Genomic DNA, 21062 nt, shown 5'->3' with positions numbered 1-21062 from the left:
GAGAGGGTCGGGGAGAGGGGCAGTGCTGAACGCTTCGACGGCGGCTTACTGCCCCTCTCCCGCCCTCGCGTTGCTCGGGCACCCTCTCCCCGGCGGGGAGAGGGAGAAGGTCAATCAGCGCGACGAACGTAGGTCTGCTCGTACACGTCCACCACGATCCGCGTACCGCTCGCGATGTGCGGCGGAACCATCACGCGAACGCCGTTGTCGAGCACCGCGGGCTTGTAGCTGGACGAGGCGGTCTGGCCTTTCACCACCGCGTCGGCCTCGACGATCGTCGCCTCGATCTGGTCGGGCAGCTGCACGGAGATGGGCTTCTCGTTATAGAGCTCCATCACGACGTCCATGCCGTCCTGCAGGAAGGCGGCGGCGTCGCCGAGCAGGTCGCGGGGCAGCGTGATCTGCTCGTAGGTGTCCTTGTCCATGAAGGTCAGATCCTCGCCGTCGGCGAAGAGGAACTGGAAGTCCTTGGTGTCGAGGCGCACGCGCTCGACGGTCTCGGCGGAGCGGAAGCGGACGTTGGTCTTGCGGCCGTCCACCAGGTTCTTCATCTCGACCTGCATGTACGCGCCGCCCTTGCCGGGCTGGGTATGCTGGATCTTCACGGCGCGCCAGATGCCGCCCTCATACTCGATGATGTTGCCGGGACGGATGTCCACGCCGCTGATCTTCATGGCCTGACCTGTTGGAAAGAGCTGGTGGCGGCAGCCCTTATCGGCGGTCCTTCGGCTCGGCAAGCAGCGGGTACGGGTTGACCGGCTCGCCCCCGTACCACCTGTCGCCGTCGGCCATGCGGGATACACCGAAATGCAGGTGATTGTTGCCCGCGCCCGAATTGCCGGTGTCGCCGACAAAGCCGAGCAGCTGGCCGCGCCTCACCGTCAGTCCTTCGCGCATGCCCGGCGCATAGCCGCGGAGGTGGGCGTAATAGTAGCTGGTGCGGCGGTCGGGCGAGCGAACATAGAGCGTGATGCCGCCCGCGCGGCTGTTGAACAGCTTCTCGACGGTGCCGGGCGCGGCGGCGAGGACGGGCGTGCCGCCGGGCGCCATGATGTCGATCGCCTCGTGCGTCCTGGCCCCGCCGGCGCGTGACTGGCCCCAGGTGTCGAGCAGCGTACCGCGCGCGACGCCCTGAACGGGGACGCCCATCCGACCGGTATCGGGCGGCGCGGGCGCGGGCGTGACCGCGAGCTGCCGGACCCGCGGCGCGACCGGCTCCGGCTCGACGCTGATGCGGACCACGCCCGTCGCGAGCAGGGCGGCCGAGGCCAGTGCGACGGCTCCACCAGCGGCGAGGCCGAGGCGCGCCAGCATGTTACGCCTGAAAGATCACCGGCGCGCCGGGCTTCACCATCAGCGCGACGCGCGCGGCGTCCCAGTTGGTCAGGCGCACGCAGCCGTTCGACTCGGCGCGGCCGATCTGGTGCGGCTCGGCGGTGCCGTGGATCCCGTAATGCTCCTTGGATAGGTCGATCCAGACGACGCCGACGGGGTTGTTCGGCCCGGGCGGGATCAGCTGCTCCTTCTTGGTGTCGGGCACGCCCTTCAGGATCTTGGGTTGAAAGCGCCAGTCGGGCAGCGGCGAGATGCTGAGCACCTTCCAATTTCCGAGCGGAAGCGGGTCGCGCTCGGACCCCATGGTCGCCTGGAATTGCGCGACAAGCTTGTCGTTCGCGTCGAGCACGCGGAGCACCGCGTCCGACTTGTCGACGACGATCGTCTCGCCGCGGGGCTGGTTGGCGTCGACGTTGAGCTGGCTGAGCGTCTGCCGCCACTCGGGCTTCACGTCCTCGGGGTAGGCGCGCGACGTGGGAAGCGCGTTGGGGAAGACGAGCTGCTGGCCGGGCGCGAGCCGCCCGTTCGGGTTCAGGGCGGCGAGCACGGCGGGGGTGGTGTGGAACATCTCCGCCAGTTTCTCGATCGGCGCGCGGTACGCCATGGCGGGCAGCTTGGCCTGCGCCTCCGGCTCCTTCGGCAGCGGGTTGATGTACTGGCCCCGGAGCGCGGCCTCGGTTAGGCGCAGCGTGCGCGTGGGGCGGAGCTGGCGATAGGGGTGGAGCGCGCGGAGTGTCGCCTGGTCGGGCTTGCCCGTGATTGGCAGGCCGCGGCTCTCCTGGAAGCCCTTGAGCGCGGCGGTCAGCGACATGCCGCCGCGGCCGTCGAGCACGCCCGGGCCGAAGCCGAGATGGTCGAGGATGACCTGGACGTGGAGGATGTTGCGGTCGATCTGGACGGCCTGGCTCGCCTTGCCCTGCGCCTGGCTCGTGTTCTGCTGGGCGGTCGCCACCGTCATGCCCATGGCCGCTATCGACGCCGCCGCCAAGCCTATTCCAATACGCCTCACGCCCAGTCTCCGATAACCCATGTGAGCGCGAGAACGATCGGGGATGCGGTTGTTTCCGGGCCTAGCGCCCCCCGAGCAGGTCCGTGAAGGCGCGCACGGCCGCGATCTCGTCGCCGTTCCACACCGCGCCGGATACGGCGATGAAATCGGCTCCGGCGTCCACCAGCGGCCGCGCGTTGGCAGCCGTGATGCCGCCGATCGCGACCGAGGGCAGCTCGAACAGCGCCGACCACCAGCTCAGGATCGACGGCTCGGGCCGATGCCGGACCTCCTTGGTCGTGGTCGGGTAGAAGCTGCCGAACGCGACGTAGTCCGCGCCCGCCTCGCCCGCCTCCATGGCGAGATGGCGGCTGTCGTGGCAGGTAACGCCGATCTGCGCGGAGGGGCCGAGCGCGGTGCGGGCCTCGCGCGGGTCGCCGTCGTCCTGGCCCAAGTGGACGCCGTCGGCTCCGAGGCGCTTGGCGAGGCTGATCGAGTCGTTGACGACGAACGCGACCTCGCGGTCGGCGCAAATGCGCTGGAGCGGTTCGGCGAGGCGGGCGGCTTGGTGCTGGTCCATGCCCTTTACGCGAAGCTGGAAGGCGGCGACCGGCCCGGCGTCGAGCGCGCGGGCGAGCCGGTCGGGGAAGTCGCCGCCCACGTCCAGCGGCGAGACGAGGTAGAGCTGGCACGGCGGGCGGCGGTCGTCGCGCTTGAAGTTGGCGGCGAAATCGGGATCGAGAGGTCCAAGAGGGTCTTCATCGCTCATGCCGGGCCCCCTAGCACCGGGTCCGCCATTCACGAAGCGCGGTTCAACCCTCCGCCTCGCGGGTGAACGCAGCCTCCCCGCCGACGCGTGACGCGAGCCGGCCGAGCCAGCTCAGCACGATCACCGCGACGACTGTGGCAATGATCGCATAAGTGTAGAGACCGGCCAGACTGTCGCCCAGGCCGAGCATGGCGAGCGTCGCCTTGATCGCCTCGTTCCACGCGAGCGCGGCGACGAGGCCAAGCGATGCGGAGGCGAGTGCGATCATGGTCTGGACGAAGGCGGCTCTGTTCATGACGTTCTGCTCCGTTTTTCAGAAGTGGCTGAGGTAGCCGCCGTCTACGGCGATCGTCTGACCGGTGACGTAGGACGCGGCGGGTGACGCCAGAAACAGGGCGGCGCCGGCGATCTCATCGGGCCGGCCCCAGCGGCCGAGCGAGGTGCGGCGCTCGAGCCAGCCGGTCACGTCCGGGTCGGCGGCCATCGCCGCGTTCGCCTCCGTCGCGAAATAGCCGGGGGCGACGGCGTTCACCGTCACGCCGCTCGGCCCCAGCTCGGCGGCGAGCGCGCGGGTCATGGCGTCCAGCCCGCCCTTCGCCATGGTGTAGGGCACGTCGCCGCCCCGCGCGATCGGGCCGGCGATGGAGGTGACATTGACGATGCGCCCCCAACCCGCCGCGACCATCGGCCGCGCGGCCTCGCGGGCGAGCGCGAAGGCGGCGACGAGGTTGGCGTCGAGGAGCGCGCGTACTTCGCCGAGCGTAAACGCGTCGAGAGGACGACGGTCGCGGCGGCCGACATTGTTGACGAGAATGTCGAGCCGCCCGAGCCCGCGCACGGCAGCCGCGGCCGCGGCCGTGTTGCCCACGTCGAAGGCGAGCGGCTCCGCCCCCGCTCCGATCCGTGCGGCGGCTTGGCCGAGCCGTTCGGCGTCGCGCCCGTTCAGAAAGACGCGCGCGCCGGCCCCGACCAGCGCGCGCGCGATCTCATATCCCAACCCCCGGCCCGCGCCCGTCACCAAGGCGACGCGGCCGGTCAGGTCGAAGGGGTTCAGGCCTCCTCGCCCTTGTAGATGCCCACGATCTTGTCGAGCATCGCCAGCGCCTCGTCGCGCGGGCGCTGGAAAGTGTTGCGGCCGATGATCGAGCCGTTGCCGCCGCCGTCGCGGATGTCGCGCGCGTCCTGGTAGACGGCGTCCGAGCCCTTGGCCGCGCCGCCCGAAAAGACGACGAGGCGGCGGCCGGCGAAGCAGCTCTGGACGACGTGCTTCACGCGGCTCGCCTGGGACGAGAAGTCCTGGCCTTCGTAGGACTTGGCGGCGTCCTTTTGCTCGACGTGCGAAGTCGGCAGCTTGACCTTGATGATGTGCGCGCCGAGCAGCGCAGCCATGTGCGCGGCGTAGGCGCCGACGTCGAGCGCGAGCTCGCCTTCCTTGGAGAGCTTGCCGCCGCGCGGATAGGACCAGATCACGGTGGCGATGCCGACCGAGGCGGCCTCGGCGCGCATCTCCTTGATCTCCTCCATCATGTCGAACACGTCGTCCGCGCCCGGATAGATGGTGAAGCCGATCGCCGAGCAGCCGAGCCGCAGCGCGTCGTCGACGCCGCCGGTGACCGCCTGGTTGACGCCGGTCGCCCAGCTGTTCGAGCTGTTGACCTTCAGGATGGTCGGGATCTGGCCGGCGAAGGTGCCCGCCCCCGCCTCCAGCATGCCGAGCGGCGCGGCGTAGGCGGACAGGCCCGCGTCGATCGCGAGCTGGAAGTGATAGTGCGGGTCGTAGGCGGGCGCGTTCACCGCGAAGCTGCGCGCGGGGCCGTGCTCGAAACCCTGGTCGACGGGGAGGATCACGAGCTTGCCCGTGCCGCCGAGACGACCCTGCATGAGGATGCGGGCCAGGTTGGCCTTCACGCCGGGATTATCGGATTCGTAGTTGGCGAGAATGGCCTTCACGGTCGGCGTCATCGTCATACAATCTTCCTCAATTCAGAGATCCAGCCAATTCTTCAGCGAACGATTGATCCGGCGCATGACAGTATCGGGCAGAGCGCCGACGACCTGAGCGACGTTCGATCGACGCAGAGTAGTTATGCGGTCGATCTCGACCTCGCTGTCCGCCTGAAGTCCCGTTCCAGGAGCAGCGGCAACGGGCACACGTACGCGCCCAATACCGAAGAGATCGGTCGTGATCGGGCAAAGCGTAACCGTGGCGGCGAGTTCAAGCGTCCAGTCGCCTTGAACGACGACATAGGGCCGCGGCTTACCCGTAAACTGCCCGCGAGCGGCCGCGATGACCACATCCCCTCGCTTCATGCCGCCCGGTGTCGACCGGCCGCAGCTTCCTCATCGCCCTGGAGTTCGGCGGCGAACGCCTCGAGCTCGTCCATCTCCCCGTCATCAACGCTAGCGGCGATGAGGCGCAACTCGCGCTCGCGCTCCAAATCGTCACCCGTTTGGTCAAGGAATCGTCGGATCGCCTCGCGCACGACATCGCTGGCCGAGCGTCCATGCTCGCGCGCGATCCGCCTTACTCTTTGCTCCAGGTCCGGGTCGAGCCGCAGGCCAATCATACGAGTCTCTGTTTAACGTGTTCAACAGATAACCCCGGACACCGTAAGTCGTCAACGTGAAAGAGCCGCGACCCCCGGCAGCTCGCGGCCCTCCATCCACTCCAGGAACGCGCCGCCCGCTGTGCTGACGAAGGTGAAGCGGTCGGCGACTTGCGCCTGGTTGAGCGCGGCGACCGTGTCGCCCCCGCCGGCGACGGAGACGAGGCCGCCGTCTTGCGTCAGCGCTGCCGCGGTGCGGGCGAGCGACACGGTGGCGGTGTCGAAGGGCGGCGTCTCGAACGCGCCCAAGGGGCCGTTCCAGACGAGGGTACGGCAGTTCTTGAGAACGTCGCCCAGCGCTTCGACGGCGGCGGGGCCGATGTCGAGGATCATCTCGTCCGCGGCGACCTCGTGGACGTTGACGGTGCGGGTGGGCGGGTTCGGCTTGAACTCGGTCGCGACCACCACGTCATAGGGCAGGTGCACGGTGCAGCCGGCGCGGTCGGCGGCTTCCATGATCTCTTCGGCGGTGCCCGCAAGGTCGTGTTCGCACAGGGATTTGCCGACGTTCACGCCGCGCGCGGCGAGGAAGGTGTTGGCCATGCCGCCGCCGATGATGAGGTGGTCGACTTTGCTGACCAGATGCTTGAGCACGTCGAGCTTGGTCGAGACCTTGGCGCCCCCGACGACCGCGGCGACGGGGTGCTCGGGGCCGCCCAGCGCCTTGTCGAGCGCGTCGAGCTCGGCCTCCATCTGGCGGCCGGCGAAGGCGGGAAGCCGGCGCGCGAGACCCTCGGTCGAGGCGTGGGCGCGGTGGGCGGCGGAGAAGGCGTCGTTGACGTAGAGGTCGCCGAGCGAGGCAAGTCGTTCAACGACTTGCGGGTCGTTCTTCTCCTCGCCCGCGAAGAAGCGGGTGTTCTCCAGGATGCCAATGTCGCCGGGCTGGAGCGTCGCCACGTTCGCCTCCGCGCCGTCCCAGTCGATGAAGCGGACGGGGCGGCCGATCAGCAGCGTGTAGGGCCGGGTCAGCTGGGCGAGCGACATGGTGGGGTCGGGCACGCCCTTGGGCCGGCCGAGATGAGCTAACAGCAGCACGATCGCGCCGCGGTCGGCGAGTTCGGTGACGGTCGGGATCGTGGCGCGCAGCCGCGTGTCGTCGGTGACCTCGCCGTCCTGCATCGGCACGTTCAGGTCCTCGCGGACGAGCACGCGCTTGCCCGCAACCTCGCCCATATCGTCCAGCGTCTTGAATGGCTTGCTCATGGTTCCTCAATCGTGATGCGATCGCCGACGGTGATCGTGCCGCCCTCCAGCACGCGGGCGAGCGCGCCGCCGCGCCAGTCGGGCGTGAGCGCCGCCTCCAGCCCTGCTGCCACCGCCTCCATACGGATGCAGGGGTCGCATTCGGCGGTGACCGTCAGGAGCACGGGGCCGACGCGGATAAGCTGGCCCGGCGTCTGCGGCAGGTCGAGGCCGTCGACGAGCAGGTTGGCGCGGCGCTCCCACCAAGGCACTTGCCGGCCGAGCTCGGCCATGACCGCGTCCCAGTCGGCGCGCTCCATGAGCGAGACCTGGCGCTTGCCCTTGCCGCCCGGCTTGATGATCCCGCGGCAGTCGCCCTCGACGCCGCGCTCGGGCGTGACGAGGACGGAGGTCAGCACCTCCATCGGTGCCTTCGGGTAGGCGCGCCGGGCTATGCCGGCGAGCGTGCCTTGGCCGTTAGCCCCCACCCTCCCCCGTTCGGTTCGAGCGTGGTCGAGAACGGGATCCAGGCGTGACGCCTGCCCCGGTGTCTCGACTAAGCTCGACACGAACGGAGTTGGGGTGTCCAGCACCTTGTGGTTACAGGAACTTCGCCATCGCGGTCGCGGTGTCGACCATGCGGTTTGAGAAGCCCCATTCGTTGTCGTACCAGCTGACGACGCGCACCAGCTTGCCGTCGATCACCGCCGTCTCCAGGCTGTCGACGGTCGAGGACGCCGGCGTGTGGACGATGTCGATCGAGACGAGCGGCTCGTCCGAATAGGCGAGCACGCCCTTCATAGGGCCCTCGGCGGCGGCGCGGAGCAGCTGGTTGACCTCGTCCTTCGACGTCTCGCGGCCGGGCTGGAAGGTCAGGTCGACGAGGCTGCCGTCGGGCACGGGCACGCGCACCGCCGAGCCGTCGAGCTTGCCCTTGAGCTCGGGCAGCACCTCGCCCACCGCGCGCGCGGCGCCGGTGGTGGTCGGGATCATCGACATGGCGGCGGCGCGGGCGCGGCGCAGGTCCGGGTGGATCTGGTCGAGGATCTTCTGATCGTTGGTGTAGGCGTGGATCGTCGTCATCAGCCCGCGCTCGATGCCGATCGAGTCGTTCAACACCTTGGCGACGGGCGCCAAGCAGTTGGTGGTGCACGACGCGTTGGAGACGATGTGGTGATCGGCGGTCAGCTTGTCGTGGTTGACGCCGTAGACGACGGTCAAGTCGACGCCCTTGGCTGGTGCGGAGACGAGCACCTTCTTGGCGCCCGCGTCGATGTGCTTCTGCGCCGACGCCTTGTCGGTGAAGAAGCCGGTGCACTCCATGACGAGATCGACGCCCATGTCGCCGTGCGGGAGCGCGGCGGGGTCGCGCTGCGCGGTGACGCGGATGCGGCGGCCGTCGATGACGAGGTCGTCGCCCTCGGCCGCGACCTCGCCCGGATATTTACCGTGGACGCTGTCGCGGCTGAACAGCCAGGCGTTGGACTTGGCGTCGGCGAGGTCGTTGATCGCGACCAGCTCGAGGTCGCTCCCCTGCCGCTCGAGCATCGCGCGCGCGACGAGGCGGCCGATGCGGCCGAAGCCGTTGATCGCAACCTTGACCGTCATCCAAGTTCCTCCTGTAGATCGTTGTGATCGCGCCGAAAGCGCCTATCCGAGTCGTTGAAGGCCGCCCCTGGCCGAGCACGGAGGCGAGTCTCGGCCTCGCCCATGCGGGGCGGCGCGCCCGGCTGTCAACACCGGCGCTCGCCCAAGTTTCCCGCTTGTGGACCGGGCATGCTTTGCTAATTCGTCGACCATGACCAGCCGCCCCGCCAGCCAGAGGATCGAAGCGGCGCTCGCCCGCATCGAAGCCGCGATCGACGCCCGCGCCCGCGCCGCCGACGCGCTCGCCCGCCGCCACGACGCGCTCAAGGCGCGCATGGCGGAGGCGGTCTCCGCGTTGGACGACGTGATCGCGCGGGGCGAGCGCTGATGGCGCAGGTCACGCTGCAGCTCGGCGGGCGCGGGTTCGTCGTGGGATGCCGCGACGGCGAGGAGGCGCGCGTCGAATATCTGGGCCGCATGATGGCCGAGCGCTGGGGCGCCGCGTCCAAGGCGGGCGGCTCCTTGGAGCGCTCCTTCCTGTTCCTGGCGCTGATGCTGGCGGACGAGCTGGACGAGGAGATCAACCGGCCGCTGCCCGACAATCTGGTCAGCGAGGAGGAGCTGGAGGTGATCGCCGACCGGTTGGAGCAGCTCGCGGGCACCCTTGAGCAGAAGGCTTGAGGGTTCTGGCCCCAGCGCTTAGATAAGGTCCCGGCGGGTACTGCCCGGTGCGAGCCTCGCATAATCCCTGAGGCTATTCATCATCCATGGGGGCTGTCCCTGCACGGATCCTGGTCCGACGTACACGGTCCCCACCTGACGTGTTGGGCGTCAGTGGATATCAAGGCAAACGGCCATGGCGGTCCCGCCACCGCACGGCGCGCATCGCCGCAGCTCAGCTGCGGCGAAGACGCGCCAGCGCGGCCGGCGGGCGCTAGCGCCCGTTCGACGTCACGAAGCGGCTTCGCCGCGGCGCCCCCCGCTTACCGGCGTGAATAAGCGCTCGCTCCGTGCGCGGATGCGTGAGGCGCGGCTGGCGTTCGCGTCGGTCGAGCCGATCCGGGTCGCGCCCGAGTTCATCAAGCGGCTGCGTGCCGGATCGGTGGTCGCGAGCTACCGGCCGATGCCTGGCGAGGCCGACCCTGCGCCGCTGGAGCGCGCCGCGAGGCAGGCGGGCTGCGCGCTCGCCCTACCCTTCCTGACCGACCGTAGCGCGCCCATGCGCTTCCGGCGCTGGGACGGCGCGCTCGCTGCCGGGCCGTACGGGATCGAGCAGCCGCCGGCCGACGCGCCGGAGGTCGCGCCCGACGTCATCCTGACGCCGCTGGTTGCGTTCGACCGGACGGGCGCGCGTCTGGGCCAAGGCGCGGGCTTATACGACCGGGCGTTCGCCGCGCATCCGGGCGCGTGGCGCGTGGGCGTGGCATGGTCGGTGCAGGAGGTGGACGTGTTGCCGATCGACGCTTGGGACGTTCCCCTCCACGCGATCGCGACGGAGAAGGAGTGGATCACGCCATGACGCCATCCTGGCGCAAACCCGCGGGCGCGCTCGCGATCATCGGGATCATCGTCGTCTGGGCGGTGGTGGTCACGAGCCTGTGGCCGGTGGTGAACGGCTGGCCCTGGTTCGCGCAGGCGCCGTTCTGGCTGGTGGCGGGCATCATCTGGATCGCGCCGTTGAAGCCGTTGCTGCTCTGGATGGAGACCGGCCGCTGGCGCTGAACCTCGCCCGCCTGATCGCCCCGCCCCTGCTGTCACGCGGGGCCGACGCGGCGCTGCTCGCGGCGCGGCTCGTCGTCGGCGCGTTTCTGATCTGGGGCGTGTGGGACAACATCGTCAGCGCGGAGCGCATGAGGGAGTTCGAGGGCTTCCTCGCCGCGCACAGTTTCGCCTCGCCGCCGCTCATGGCGCGGCTGTCGGTCTATGCGCAGTTCCTGGTCGGGCTGTCGTTCGTGATCGGGCTGGGCACGCGCTGGGCGGGGCTGGTGTGCGCGTTCAACTTCGCGGTGGCGGTCGCGATGGTGGACGCGAAGCTGGGCGTGCGCGGCGCGTTTCCTGCGACGGCGCTGGTGCTGTTCGGGCTGCTGTTCGCGACGATCGGCGCGGGGCGGTTTTCGGTGGATCGGGTTTTGGGAAGGTCTGAGATGCGCCGCGGCTGAGCCGCGTCGTCGATCCTGGCCTTGCCAGGTCGGCCGTGCTTGCGCGTCTCGTCGCCAGCTCCGCTGGCGGCGTGCGCGCTGCGCGGTGGCGCGAGTGACGGGGCTCGAACCCGCGACCTCCGGCGTGACAGGCCGGCGCTCTAACCAACTGAGCTACACCCGCTTGGAACCGCGGTGGGGGGCCGATTAGGCGGGGTGCCCCACCCTGTCAACGGCCATTTTCGTCCCCCGCGCGGCGCTCGCGCCGCTGCTGCACCAGCGTGCCGTGCTCGAACAGGAAGCCGGCGATGTCCGGTTTGCCCGCCGCCCCCAGCACCGTCTGCAGGATGATGAGCAGCGGCACCGCCAACAGCGCGCCCGGCGTTCCCCAGACCCAGCCCCAGAAGCTCAAGGAGACGAGGATCAGGATCGGGTTGATCGTCAGCCGATGGCCGACGATGAACGGCGTGATCGCGTTCGCCTCGATCAGGTGACAGACCATCACCGTCGCGGGCGGGATCATCGCCATCCAGATGTCGGTGAACGTCATCAGCCCGCCGATCGCCAGCAGCAGGGCGGCGATGACAGGGCCGAAATAGGGGATGTAGTTCAACAACGCGACGATGCCGCCCCACATGAGCGGATAGGGCATGCCAATCGCCCACAGGATCCCCGCCACCACGAGCCCGAGCGCGACGTTGATGACGGTGATCGTGCCCAGATAGGCGGACACGTCGTCCACCACGTCCTGAATCACGCGCGCGGTCGCCATGGCGCCGTTGAAGCTGGCGCGGTTGGTGATCGTGCGCTTGCGCATGCCCGTCCAGCCGGACAGGAAGAAGAACACCACCAGGATCGCGAAGAAGAACTGCACGATCGCGTGCGGCGCGGAGGAGGCGAGGAAGCCGAGCAGCGAGCTGGGCGGCGCGACCGCGTCGGGCCGGGCCTGGCGGACGGGCGTGTCGGCGATGCGGCGGAGCGTGCGGTTCGCGTACTGCTCCAGGTTCGAATAGAGCTCGAACAAAGGCTGGAGGTTGGTCTGGATCCGCTCGAGCCGCGTCGGCAGCAGCCGGAAGAAGTCGGTCGCGGGCACCACGATCGCCGCGAGCACGACGTTGGCGATGAACAGGAACAGGAACAGGCAGATGAGCGCGGCGAGCGGCGACGGCACGCGCCGGCGCTCCAGCCATTCGAGCGCGGGCACCAGCGCAACCGCGATCACGAGAGCGGCGGTCAAGGGCAGGAAGAACTCCGCCCCCGCCTTGAGCGCGAAGGGAAGGCCGAGCGCGAGGCCGACGCCCGCGGTCAGCGTCAGCGCGGCGAGCAGCCGGTCGCGGCGCAGCGCGATCCGCATCGCGTCCTCCGTCGCGATGCCCGCGGGCACGCCGATCAGCGAGTCGGGCGCGGCGTCGGACACGGGCAGGCTGGGATCGCGATCGGCCATATACCGGTCCTTTTAGCGCGGTTTGCGGGGCCGCGTCATCCCGGCTAGCCTCGGCTGATGGGCGAATATCTGCTGGTCATCGACGAAGGCACGACCTCCACGCGCGCCATGCTGTTCCGGCCCGACGGCGCGTGCATGGCCAGCGAAGCGGCCCCGCTCACCCAATCCTACCCCCGCCCCGGCTGGGTCGAGCACGACGCGGCCGAGATCTGGCGCAAGTCGTTGCGCGTCGCGGGCGCGATGGTCGCGCAGGCCGGCGGTCCGGAGCGGATCGCCGCGATCGGCATCACCAATCAGCGCGAGACGGTGGTGTTCTGGGATCGGGAAACGGGCGAGCCGCTGGCGCCCGCGATCGTCTGGCAGGACCGCCGCACCGCCGACATCTGCCGCGACCTCGCCGAGAACGGGCACGAGGGGATTGTGCAGGAACGGACGGGCCTGCTGCTCGACCCATATTTCTCCGGGTCCAAGATCGGCTGGGCGATGCGCGAATGGCCGCAGCTGACGCAGGCCGGCGACCGGCTGGCGGTCGGCACCGTCGAGAGCTGGCTCGTCTGGAAGCTGACGGAGGGCTTGCATCTGACGGACGCGACCAACGCCAGCCGCACCGCGCTGATGGACGTCCGCTCGGGCGGATGGGACCCGGAGCTGTGCGACCTGTTCGGCGCGCCGCGCGGCGCGCTGCCGGATATCATCGACTGCGCGGGCCAGTTCGGCACCACCCGCGCGTTCGGGCCGCCCATCCCGATCTGCGGGCTGGCGGGCGACCAGCAGGCGGCCTCGATCGGGCAGGCATGTCTGCGCCCCGGCGAGACCAAGGCGACGTTCGGGACGGGCGCGTTCATCCTGACGCACACGGGCGCGCAGCTGCTGCCGTCGGACCACCGGCTCTTGTCGACGATCGCGTGGCGGATCGGCGGCGAGACAGCCTATGCGCTGGAAGGGTCGGTATTCGTCGCGGGCAGCCTCGTCCAGTGGCTGCGCGACGGGCTCAAGCTGATCGACTCCGCGCCGGAGACGGAGGCGCTGGCGCGCGAGGTGCCGGACAATGGCGGCGTGTACCTCGTGCCCGCGCTGTCGGGCCTCGGCGCGCCGCACTGGCGGCCGGAGGCGCGCGCGGCGATCTCCGGCCTGACCTTCTCGGCGACGCGCGCGCATGTGGCGCGGGCGGCGCTGGAGGCGCAGAGCTATCAGGCGCACGACCTGAAGCGCGCCTTCGCGTCGGACGGGCAGGACTGGCGCACGCTCCGCATCGACGGCGGCATGGTCGCGAACGACTGGATGGCGCAGGACTTGGCGGACATGCTGGGCGTCACCGTCGAGCGGCCGCGCTTCGCCGAGACGACCGCGCTGGGCGCGGCGATGCTGGCGGGACTGGGATGCGGGCTGTTCGCGAGCCTGGAGGAGGCGAGCGCGATGCGCGGCGACGTCGAGCGGTTCGAGCCGCGCATCGGCGAAGACGAGCGCGCGGCGCGGCTTGCGGGGTGGGCCGAAGCGGTGAGGAAGGTGCTGCCGTGAATAGACCAGCGTGGCTCACGCCCTTAGTGCTGCTCGCCGCGTGCGACCGGGCCGCGCCCGACCCGCGCGGGGTCGACCGTAATGAGACGCTGCTGCAGGTCACCGCCGACGGCGAGGCGGAGGTCAGGCCCGACGAGGCGCGCTTCTCCGTCGGCGTGTCGTCGATCGCGCCCACGGCGGCCGAGGTCACGGCGGCGAACAACCGCAAGATGAACGCCGTAGTCGAGGCGCTCAAACGCCAAGGCATCGCGGAAGCCGACATGCAGACGCGCCAGCTGACGATCGGCCGCATCGGCTACGGTCCGAATCGCGGCCGGTTCGAGGCGAACAACGTGCTCAACGTCCGCGTGCGCCAAGTGGGCCGCGCGGGCGAGGCGATCGTCGCCGCAACGGGCGCGGGCGCGAACGTCCTGTCCGGCCCCGACCTCCGCGTGGGCGATCCGGAGCGCGCCGGAAGCGCCGCGCGCGCGGCCGCTTTCCGCAACGCGCGCACCCGCGCCGACGCCTATGCGGGAGCCGCGGGCCTGCGCATCGCCCGCGTGCTCGCCATCCGCGACGGCGGCGCGGCCAGGCCGCCTTCCCCGTCCTACGACATGGCGGTGGAGGCGCAGGCCGCGCCCGCGCCCGTCGCCACGCCGCCCGTGCTGGCCGGCACCGACACGCGCACCGCGACCGTCTCCGTCGACTTCGCGCTGGTGCCCCGCTGACGCCCTAAGTTGTTGGCGACTCGACCGGAAAATGGTACAGTTCTGGCCATAACAGGGGACCGAGCGGGGGCTTCACGGAGGCTCAAGATGCTGGACACCGATACCGACCACCACCTTATCGCATCCACCCGTGTCGAGGGCACGGCGGTGTACGACCGCTACGCCAAGAAGGTGGGCACGGTTCACGCGATCATGATCGACAAGGTGAGCGGCCAGGCGGAGTACGCGACCCTGCTGTTCGGCGGCTTCATGGGCATGGGCGCACGCGCCTACCCGATCCCCTGGGCCATGCTGAAGTACGATCGCGACCTCAGAGGATATTGCATCGACGTCCGGCGCGAGGACATCGAGGCCGCGCCGTACATCACGCTCGACAAGGCCGACCGGCCCCACGAGGTGCCGGAACCCGCGTACCGCCACTGGGACCAGTATATGTGACGGCGCTCCGCTCCCGCGCGGGCGGGAGCGGGGCCGCGCTCAGTCGCCGTCGAACATGTCGCCCAGCCCGCCGAGCACGCTGCCCTCGCCGCGGCTGCCGCCGCGTCCGCCGGCGGCCGCGAACATGCGCGCGGCGAGCCGGGAGAAGGGCAGCGACTGGATCCAGACCTTGCCGGGGCCGGTCAGCCGCGCGAAGAACAGGCCTTCGCCGCCGAAGAACATCGATTTGACCCCGCCCGCGGTGACGAGGTCGAAGTCGACGGACGGCGTGAACGCGGCGAGGCAACCCGTGTCGACGTGGAGCTGCTCGCCGGCCGCCAGCTCGCGCTCGACCACCGCGCCGCCCATCTGGACGAACACCCAGCCGTCGCCCTCCAGCCGCTGCATGATGAAGCCCTCGCCGCCGAATAGGCCGGTCAGCACGCGGCGCTGAAAGTGGATGCCGATCGACACGCCCTTGGCCGCGGCGAGGAACGCGTCCTTTTGGCAGATCAGCGTGCCGCCGACATGGTCGAGCTTGATGGGCAGGATGGAGCCGGGCACGGGCGACGCGAAGGCGACGCGCGCCTTGCCATGGCCTTGGTGCGTGAACACGGTGGTGAACAGGCTCTCGCCGGTGACGAGCCGCTTGCCCGCGCCCAAGAGCTTGCCCATGAACCCGCCACCCTGGTCGCCGCGGCCGTCGCCGAAGACGGTGGTCATGTCGACCGACGCGTCCTTCCAGACGAGCGCCCCGGCTTCCGCCACCGCGCTCTCGCCGGGGTCGAGCTCGACCTCGACGAACTGGAGCTCCTGGCCCTTGATCTCGAAGTCGATGTCGTCGGCGACGCCGGCCGAACGGGAGTGGGACCAGGGGGATTGATAGGCCATGCGGGAGGTCTCCGGATGAGGTGCGCGCCCGCTATAGCCGAAGGTGTGTTGCAGGGCCAAGACGCTCTAGGTCCTCCCCCGCTCACAGCGGGGGAGGGGGACCGCGCCGCTTGCGGCGTGGTGGTGGGGGTACAGGGTGATGCCGCATCCCGTAGCTCCCCCTCCACCAGCTTCGCTGGTCCCCCTCCCCCGCTGTAAGCGGGGGAGGAGTTGAGGTCAGGCCGCCACCCTGTCCTCGAACAGCGCCCTCAGCTCGCGCTTCAGGATCTTACCGTTGGCGTTCCTGGGCAGCACGTCGGGCGAGAAGCGGATCGCGACGGGAACCTTGAAGGCGGCGAGGTGCTTGCGCACCCAATCCTGCAGCTCCTGCTCGGTGGCGGTCGCGCCGGGGGCGAGGTGGACCACCGCCGCCGGCTCCTCGCCCAGCGTGCGGTGGGGCACGCCGACCAGCGCGGCGTCCGTCACCGCGGGGTGCGCGTAGAGGCAGTTCTCCACCTCGGTCGAGTAGATGTTCTCGCCGCCGCGGATGATCATGTCCTTGGCCCTGTCGACGATGTAGACGAAGCCTTCCTCGTCGACGCGCGCGAGGTCGCCCGTGCGGACCCAGCCGTCGACGAAGGTCTCGGCGGTCGCTTGCGGTTTGCGCCAATAGCCGCGCACGATCATCGGCCCGCGCGCCCAGAGCTCGCCCACCTCGCCGACCGGCATCTCGTGGCGGCCCTCGGCGTCCATGACCTTGACGTCGGCGGCGGCGACGGGCGCGCCGGCGCTGGTGGGACGGTTGAGATAGTCCTCGGCGGAATGCGTCGTGACAGTGGCGGTCGTCTCCGTCATGCCCCAGCCGTTGCCGGGCAGCGCGCCGAACTCCTGGTGAATGCGCCGCACCAGGTCGGGGGCCGACGGGGCGCCGCCGTACGCGATCGTCTCGAGCGAGGAGAGGTCGTATTTGTCGCGGTCGGGGTGCTCAAGCAGCTGCCACGCGATCGTCGGCACGCCGCCCGTCATGTGGACGCGCTCGCGCTCGATCAACTCCATCGCGCGCACCGTGTCCCATTTGCGCATGAACACGAGCGTGGAGCCGCTGGCCATCGCGCCCATTAACGTCGCCGACAGCGCGGTCGCGTGGAACAGCGGGATGACGGTCAGGAACGTCTTCGGCTCGGGTGCGGCCGGCGGCGTCTCGCCCCGGCGCAGCATCTGGCGCGCCGCGGCGTAGCCCGAGGACAGGATGTTGGTCATCAGGTTGCGGTGCGTGCCGAGCGCCCCCTTAGGGGCGCCGGTAGTGCCGCTGGTGTAGAGGATAGTGGCGTCGTCGTCGGGCGCGACCTGGATCGGCGGCAACGCGCGGTCTGGCAGGTTCGCCCAGTCGTGCGGCGTGCCGACCATGTCTTCCAGCCGCGACGCGTGCCCGTCAAGCGGGACGCGCGAGCGGGCGACTATGACGTGGCGCAGCTCGGGCAAGCGGGCGTAGCAGTCGCGCAACCGCTCGTGCCGCTCGTCGTCGACGAAGGCGACGCTCGCGCCCGAGTCGGACAGGCCGTATTCGAGTTCCGGCCCCGTCCACCAGGCGTTGAGCGGAACGGCGATCGCGCCGAGCGCCGTGACGCCAAAGAACGCGGCGATCCATTCGGGCAGGTTGCGCATCGCGATCGCGACGCGGTCGCCCTTCCCTACGCCGAGCGCCTGGAGGTGCGCGGCGATGGCGGCGGCGGCGCGGTGGTTCGCCTCGTAGCTGACGCGCTCGTCCTCGTAGACGCTGATGAGCCTGGGACCGTAGGCGCGCGTGGCGGTGAGGAGGAAAGGCAGGCTCGGCGGCGCGTTCCTCCATACGCGCGTGGGACGGCCGTCGATCTCGACCGTCTCCATCTCGAACTTGGCGCCGGGGGCGGTCAACACCGCCTCGATCTGCCCCATCGACATGACGGGCCAGTTGGGCGGCAAGGGCACCTCATTCAAAAGGGAGCCTGGGGGTTCGCTGGCCACGGCTGCATCTCTCTCCGATAGAAGAACGGGTTTGCGCCCGCTTATGTCTGTTGACCGAGGTTATAGTTGATCCGCGCGCCGCTCAAGGCCATAGGAGCGCGAGGCGTTTAGAAGCGGGGGTATGGAGAGCGCATGAAGGTTGCGGACCCGGCCGGGCACGGTTTCGACCCCGCGCGCCTCGCCCGCATCGACGCGTTCCTGCGCGCCAAGTATCTCGACACCGGCCTGCTCCCCCACGCGCAACTGCTCGTCGCGCGCGACGGCCAGCCCTTGCACTTCTTCTCGGAAGGCGCCGCCCGAGAAGGCGGTGCGCGGGTCGATGACGGCACGCTGTTCCGTATCGCGTCGATGACCAAGCCCGTGACCTCGATCGCGTTCATGATGCTGGTGGAGGAAGGGCTGGTCGCGGTGGACACGCCCGTCCACCACGTGCTGCCCGAGTTCAAGGGCGTCGGCGTCTATAATGGCGGCGGCGCGGGCGTGCCGTTCGTGACCAAGCCGACCGATCAGCCGATGCGCATGGTCGACCTGCTGCGGCACACGGCCGGGCTGACCTACGGCTTCCAGAACCGGACCAACGTCGACGCGGCCTATCGCGAGCTGGAGCTGGAGACGCTGCCGGGCGCGAAGCACAGTCTCGACGAGTTCGTCGCGCTACTGGGCACGCTGCCGCTGGAGTTCTCGCCGGGGACGAGCTGGAACTACTCGGTCGCGACCGACGTGCTCGGCGCGGTGGTGGAGCGGGTGTCGGGAATGAAGCTCGACGCGTTCTTCGCCGCACGCATCTTCGAGCCGCTCGGGATGCGCGACACCTTCTTCCGCGTGCCCGAGCGCGAGCTCGACCGTCTCGCCGACTGCTGGACGATGCACCCGAAGCGCGGGCGCGTCATGTACGACCGGGCGGCGGAGAGCCGCTGGGCGCAGGAGGTCCGCTTCCTGTCGGGCGGCGGCGGGCTCGTGTCGACCAGCGCCGACTATCACCGGTTCAACACGATGCTGCTAAACGGCGGCGCGTTGGCCGGCGCGCGCATCGTCGGGCGCAAGACGCTGGACCTGATGACGCGCAACCACATCCCCGGGAACGGCGACCTGGCGGGCTGGTCCAAGTCGATGTTCAGCGAGGCCGCGAACGCCGGGACCGGCTTCGGGCTCGGCTTCGCGGTCAACCTCGACCCGGTGCGCACCATGATCCCCGGTTCGGCGGGCGAGTTCTACTGGGGCGGGCTGTTCTCGACCGCCTTCTTCGTCGACCCACAAGAGCGCGTCACCATGACCTTCATGACGCAGCTCTCGCCGTCCAGCACCTATCCGATCCGCCGCGAGATCAAGACCATGATCTACGCGGCGCTGACTTGAAGGAGACAGAAGTGACCAGCTCCCCGATCCGTTACGAGCGCCACGACAACGTGGCCGTGATCGTGTCCGACAACCCGCCCGTCAACGCGCTGGGCGCGGCGGTGCGGCAGGGGCTGGAGGCCTATGTCAAGCAGGCGGTCGCCGACGAGACGATCGGTGCGATCGTGATCCGCTGCGACGGCAAGACCTTCTTCGCGGGCGCGGACATCACCGAGTTCGGCAAGCCGATGCAGGACCCGCCGCTCCCCTTCCTGGTCGACATGATCGAGGCGTCGACCAAGCCCGTCGTCGCCGCGATCCACGGCACGGCGCTAGGCGGCGGGCTGGAGGTGGCGCTGAGCTGCCACTACCGCGTCGCCGTGCCGTCGGCGAAGCTCGGCGTGCCGGAGGTCAAGCTCGGCCTGCTGCCGGGCGCGGGCGGCACGCAGCGGCTGCCGCGCGTGGCGGGCGTGCGTTTGGCGTTGGAGATGTGCGCGACGGGCAACCCGATCTCGGCCAAGCGCGCGCAGGAGGCGGGGCTGGTCGACCGCATCGTCGGCGAGGACAGTCTGGCGGCCGACGCGATCAGCTACGCGCGCGAGGTCGTGGGCCGACCGATCCCGCGCGCGAGCGAGCGCAGCGTCTCCCCCGAGCCGGAGACGGTCGAGGCGTTCCGCCGCGAGAACGCCAAGCGCTTCCGCGGCTTCGACGCGCCCGCCGCGAACATCGCCTGCGTGGAGAAGGCGACGCAGGTGCCGTTCGAGGAGGGCGTGCAGTTCGAGCGGCAGGAGTTCATGAAGCTGATGATGGGCGTGCAGTCCGCCGCCCAGCGCCACATCTTCTTCGCCGAGCGCCAGGCCGCCAAGATCGACGACGTCCCCGCCGATACGGCGCTGCGCCCGATCCGCAAGGTCGGCGTGATCGGCGCCGGCACGATGGGCGGCGGCATCTCCATGAACTTCCTGTCGGCGGGCATCCCCGTCACCATCGTCGAGATGCAGCAGGACGCGCTCGACCGCGGCACGGGCGTGATGCGCAAGAACTATGAAGCGAGCGCCGCCAAGGGCCGCATGAAACCCGAGCAGGTCGAGGCCGCGATGGGCGCGCTGACCCCGACGCTGAACCTTCAGGACCTCGCCGACTGCGACCTCGTGATCGAGGCGGTGTACGAGAGCATGGACGTGAAGAAGGAGATCTTCGCGAAGCTCGACGGCATCTGCAAGCCGGGCGCGATCCTGGCGTCGAACACCAGCTACCTCGACATTGACGAGATCGCGTCGGTGACGAAGCGGCCGGAGGACGTGCTGGGCATGCACTTCTTCTCGCCCGCGAATGTCATGAAGCTGCTGGAGGTCGTCCGCGGCGCGAAGACCGCGCCCGACGTGCTCGCGACCGTCATGTCGCTCGCCAAGAAGATTGGCAAGGTCGCGGTGGTCGCGGGCGTCACCTACGGCTTCATCGGCAACCGCATGCTGATGCCGCGCCAAGTCGAGGCCAACAAGCTGCTGATGGAGGGCGCGACGCCGGAACAGATCGACCGCGTCCACGTCGCGTTCGGCATGCCGATGGGCCCCTTCCAGATGAGCGACCTGGCGGGCGTCGACATCGGCTGGCACCGCGACCCGAGCCGGATCGAGAACATCCGCGACGCGCTCTGCGCGGAAGGGCGCTGGGGTCAGAAGAAGCAGGCGGGCTTCTACGATTACGACGAGAAGCGCACCCCCTCGCCTTCGCCTCGCGTCCAGCAGATCATCGACGAGTTCCGCGCCAAGTCGGGCGCGACCGTCCGCGAGGTGACCGACCAGGAGATCGTCGAGCGCACCATCTACCCGATGGTGAACGAGGGCGCGCTGATCCTGGAGGAAGGCAAGGCGCAGCGCGCGAGCGACATCGATGTGGTGTGGATCTACGGTTACGGCTGGTCCGTCTATCGCGGCGGCCCGATGTTCTGGGCGCAGAACGAAGAGACATTACCTAAGATCGTGGCCGGGCTGGAGAAGCACGGGTTTACGGTGGCGCGGACGCTCAAGGACGCCGCGGCGAGTGGGGGCCGGCTGAAGTGACCGCCCGCCTCGCTCCTCTCCTACCCTCGTCACCCCAGCGAAAGCTGGGGTCGCGGGCCGAGAGCGCACCCGGCCCGAACCGCGCGATCCCAGCTTTCG

25 protein-coding genes and 1 tRNA gene are annotated in these 21062 nt (G+C 69.8%); 10 read left to right on the top strand and 16 right to left on the bottom strand.

What is annotated here, in order from left to right; genetic code table 11:
• Positions 1–110 precede the first annotated feature (110 nt).
• The 12 genes from efp to gap form a co-directional block, all read right to left on the bottom strand.
• Positions 111–674 carry an elongation factor P gene (gene efp / locus CKY28_RS00680; protein ID WP_095996416.1) on the bottom strand — a complete coding sequence of 188 codons (564 nt, stop codon included), beginning with the start codon at positions 672–674 and terminating at the stop codon, positions 111–113.
• A gap of 37 nt (positions 675–711) precedes the next feature.
• A complete protein-coding gene (locus tag CKY28_RS00675; RefSeq protein WP_095996415.1) occupies positions 712–1314 on the bottom strand; it encodes a M23 family metallopeptidase in 603 nt (200 codons plus the stop codon).
• A gap of 1 nt (position 1315) precedes the next feature.
• Positions 1316–2344, bottom strand: coding sequence for a L,D-transpeptidase family protein (locus CKY28_RS00670; RefSeq protein ID WP_245841462.1), 1029 nt, complete (start codon positions 2342–2344; stop codon positions 1316–1318).
• Positions 2345–2405: 61 nt separating this feature from the next.
• Entirely contained in the window at positions 2406–3092 is a 687-nt protein-coding gene (gene thiE / locus CKY28_RS00665; RefSeq protein WP_095996414.1) for a thiamine phosphate synthase, read from the bottom strand.
• 43 nt (positions 3093–3135) lie between these two features.
• Entirely contained in the window at positions 3136–3387 is a 252-nt protein-coding gene (locus tag CKY28_RS00660) for a DUF5654 family protein (protein WP_095996413.1), read from the bottom strand.
• A gap of 18 nt (positions 3388–3405) precedes the next feature.
• A complete protein-coding gene (locus tag CKY28_RS00655) occupies positions 3406–4146 on the bottom strand; it encodes an SDR family oxidoreductase (RefSeq protein ID WP_095996412.1) in 741 nt (246 codons plus the stop codon).
• Positions 4143–5060, bottom strand: coding sequence for a class I fructose-bisphosphate aldolase (locus CKY28_RS00650; RefSeq protein ID WP_095996411.1), 918 nt, complete (start codon positions 5058–5060; stop codon positions 4143–4145). Before CKY28_RS00650 ends, CKY28_RS00655 begins: the two co-directional genes overlap by 4 nt.
• 15 nt (positions 5061–5075) lie before the next feature.
• Positions 5076–5402 carry a type II toxin-antitoxin system PemK/MazF family toxin gene (locus CKY28_RS00645; RefSeq protein WP_095996410.1) on the bottom strand — a complete coding sequence of 109 codons (327 nt, stop codon included), beginning with the start codon at positions 5400–5402 and terminating at the stop codon, positions 5076–5078.
• Positions 5399–5659, bottom strand: coding sequence for a ribbon-helix-helix protein, CopG family (locus CKY28_RS00640; RefSeq protein ID WP_095996409.1), 261 nt, complete (start codon positions 5657–5659; stop codon positions 5399–5401). Before CKY28_RS00640 ends, CKY28_RS00645 begins: the two co-directional genes overlap by 4 nt.
• A gap of 51 nt (positions 5660–5710) precedes the next feature.
• Complete coding sequence (locus CKY28_RS00635; protein ID WP_095996408.1) at positions 5711–6901, bottom strand: phosphoglycerate kinase; 1191 nt, start codon at positions 6899–6901, stop codon at positions 5711–5713.
• Positions 6898–7305: an MOSC domain-containing protein gene (locus CKY28_RS00630; protein ID WP_095996407.1), complete on the bottom strand. Its 408-nt coding sequence runs from the start codon at positions 7303–7305 to the stop codon at positions 6898–6900. Before CKY28_RS00630 ends, CKY28_RS00635 begins: the two co-directional genes overlap by 4 nt.
• A gap of 175 nt (positions 7306–7480) precedes the next feature.
• Positions 7481–8488 (bottom strand): type I glyceraldehyde-3-phosphate dehydrogenase, encoded by a 1008-nt coding sequence (gap, locus tag CKY28_RS00625; protein WP_095996406.1) that lies wholly within the window; start codon positions 8486–8488, stop codon positions 7481–7483.
• Between the two features lie 190 nt (positions 8489–8678).
• On the opposite strand from gap, the gene CKY28_RS18460 reads away from it, so the two are divergent.
• The 5 genes from CKY28_RS18460 to CKY28_RS19225 all read left to right on the top strand — a co-directional run bounded on the left by CKY28_RS18460 (position 8679) and on the right by CKY28_RS19225 (position 10626).
• Complete coding sequence (locus CKY28_RS18460) at positions 8679–8855, top strand: hypothetical protein (protein ID WP_176472905.1); 177 nt, start codon at positions 8679–8681, stop codon at positions 8853–8855.
• Positions 8855–9148 (top strand): cell division protein ZapA, encoded by a 294-nt coding sequence (locus CKY28_RS00620; protein WP_095996405.1) that lies wholly within the window; start codon positions 8855–8857, stop codon positions 9146–9148. The genes CKY28_RS18460 and CKY28_RS00620 overlap by 1 nt, the downstream gene beginning before the upstream one ends.
• A gap of 310 nt (positions 9149–9458) precedes the next feature.
• Entirely contained in the window at positions 9459–9986 is a 528-nt protein-coding gene (locus tag CKY28_RS00615) for a 5-formyltetrahydrofolate cyclo-ligase (RefSeq protein ID WP_281253184.1), read from the top strand.
• A complete protein-coding gene (locus tag CKY28_RS00610) occupies positions 9983–10189 on the top strand; it encodes a DUF2842 domain-containing protein (RefSeq protein WP_095996403.1) in 207 nt (68 codons plus the stop codon). Before CKY28_RS00615 ends, CKY28_RS00610 begins: the two co-directional genes overlap by 4 nt.
• Complete coding sequence (locus CKY28_RS19225; RefSeq protein ID WP_281253195.1) at positions 10090–10626, top strand: DoxX family protein; 537 nt, start codon at positions 10090–10092, stop codon at positions 10624–10626. The genes CKY28_RS00610 and CKY28_RS19225 overlap by 100 nt, the downstream gene beginning before the upstream one ends.
• 86 nt (positions 10627–10712) lie before the next feature.
• Here the strand turns inward: CKY28_RS19225 and CKY28_RS00600 are convergent.
• A tRNA-Asp gene (locus CKY28_RS00600) sits at positions 10713–10789 on the bottom strand.
• Positions 10790–10834: 45 nt separating this feature from the next.
• A complete protein-coding gene (locus CKY28_RS00595; protein WP_095996401.1) occupies positions 10835–12049 on the bottom strand; it encodes an AI-2E family transporter in 1215 nt (404 codons plus the stop codon).
• Positions 12050–12106: 57 nt separating this feature from the next.
• Here CKY28_RS00595 and glpK point away from each other — a divergent pair, with 57 nt between their 5' ends.
• The 3 genes from glpK (at position 12107) to CKY28_RS00580 (ending at position 14712) form a co-directional block, all read left to right on the top strand.
• On the top strand, positions 12107–13567 hold the full coding sequence (gene glpK / locus CKY28_RS00590) for a glycerol kinase GlpK (RefSeq protein ID WP_095996400.1): 1461 nt from the start codon (positions 12107–12109) through the stop codon (positions 13565–13567).
• Positions 13564–14274 (top strand): SIMPL domain-containing protein, encoded by a 711-nt coding sequence (locus CKY28_RS00585; protein ID WP_095996399.1) that lies wholly within the window; start codon positions 13564–13566, stop codon positions 14272–14274. The genes glpK and CKY28_RS00585 overlap by 4 nt, the downstream gene beginning before the upstream one ends.
• Before the next feature lie 87 nt (positions 14275–14361).
• Positions 14362–14712 (top strand): PRC-barrel domain-containing protein, encoded by a 351-nt coding sequence (locus CKY28_RS00580; RefSeq protein ID WP_095996398.1) that lies wholly within the window; start codon positions 14362–14364, stop codon positions 14710–14712.
• A 39-nt stretch (positions 14713–14751) separates the two neighbouring features.
• Here CKY28_RS00580 and CKY28_RS00575 read toward each other — a convergent pair whose 3' ends face one another.
• Together CKY28_RS00575 and CKY28_RS00570 are read right to left on the bottom strand one after the other, a co-directional pair.
• On the bottom strand, positions 14752–15582 hold the full coding sequence (locus CKY28_RS00575) for a TIGR00266 family protein (protein WP_095996397.1): 831 nt from the start codon (positions 15580–15582) through the stop codon (positions 14752–14754).
• Between the two features lie 216 nt (positions 15583–15798).
• Positions 15799–17502 (bottom strand): class I adenylate-forming enzyme family protein, encoded by a 1704-nt coding sequence (locus CKY28_RS00570; protein ID WP_095996396.1) that lies wholly within the window; start codon positions 17500–17502, stop codon positions 15799–15801.
• Positions 17503–17697: 195 nt separating this feature from the next.
• Here CKY28_RS00570 and CKY28_RS00565 point away from each other — a divergent pair, with 195 nt between their 5' ends.
• Together CKY28_RS00565 and CKY28_RS00560 are read left to right on the top strand one after the other, a co-directional pair.
• On the top strand, positions 17698–18921 hold the full coding sequence (locus CKY28_RS00565; protein WP_095996395.1) for a serine hydrolase domain-containing protein: 1224 nt from the start codon (positions 17698–17700) through the stop codon (positions 18919–18921).
• A gap of 11 nt (positions 18922–18932) precedes the next feature.
• Positions 18933–20963 (top strand): 3-hydroxyacyl-CoA dehydrogenase NAD-binding domain-containing protein, encoded by a 2031-nt coding sequence (locus CKY28_RS00560; RefSeq protein ID WP_095996868.1) that lies wholly within the window; start codon positions 18933–18935, stop codon positions 20961–20963.
• Positions 20964–21062 lie beyond the last annotated feature (99 nt).

It is taken from the genome of Sphingomonas lenta, assembly GCF_002288825.1.
Classification (GTDB): domain Bacteria; phylum Pseudomonadota; class Alphaproteobacteria; order Sphingomonadales; family Sphingomonadaceae; genus Sphingomonas; species Sphingomonas lenta.
Note: the sequence above shows the minus strand (reverse complement) of the source record. Positions and strands in the feature narration are given on the sequence as shown.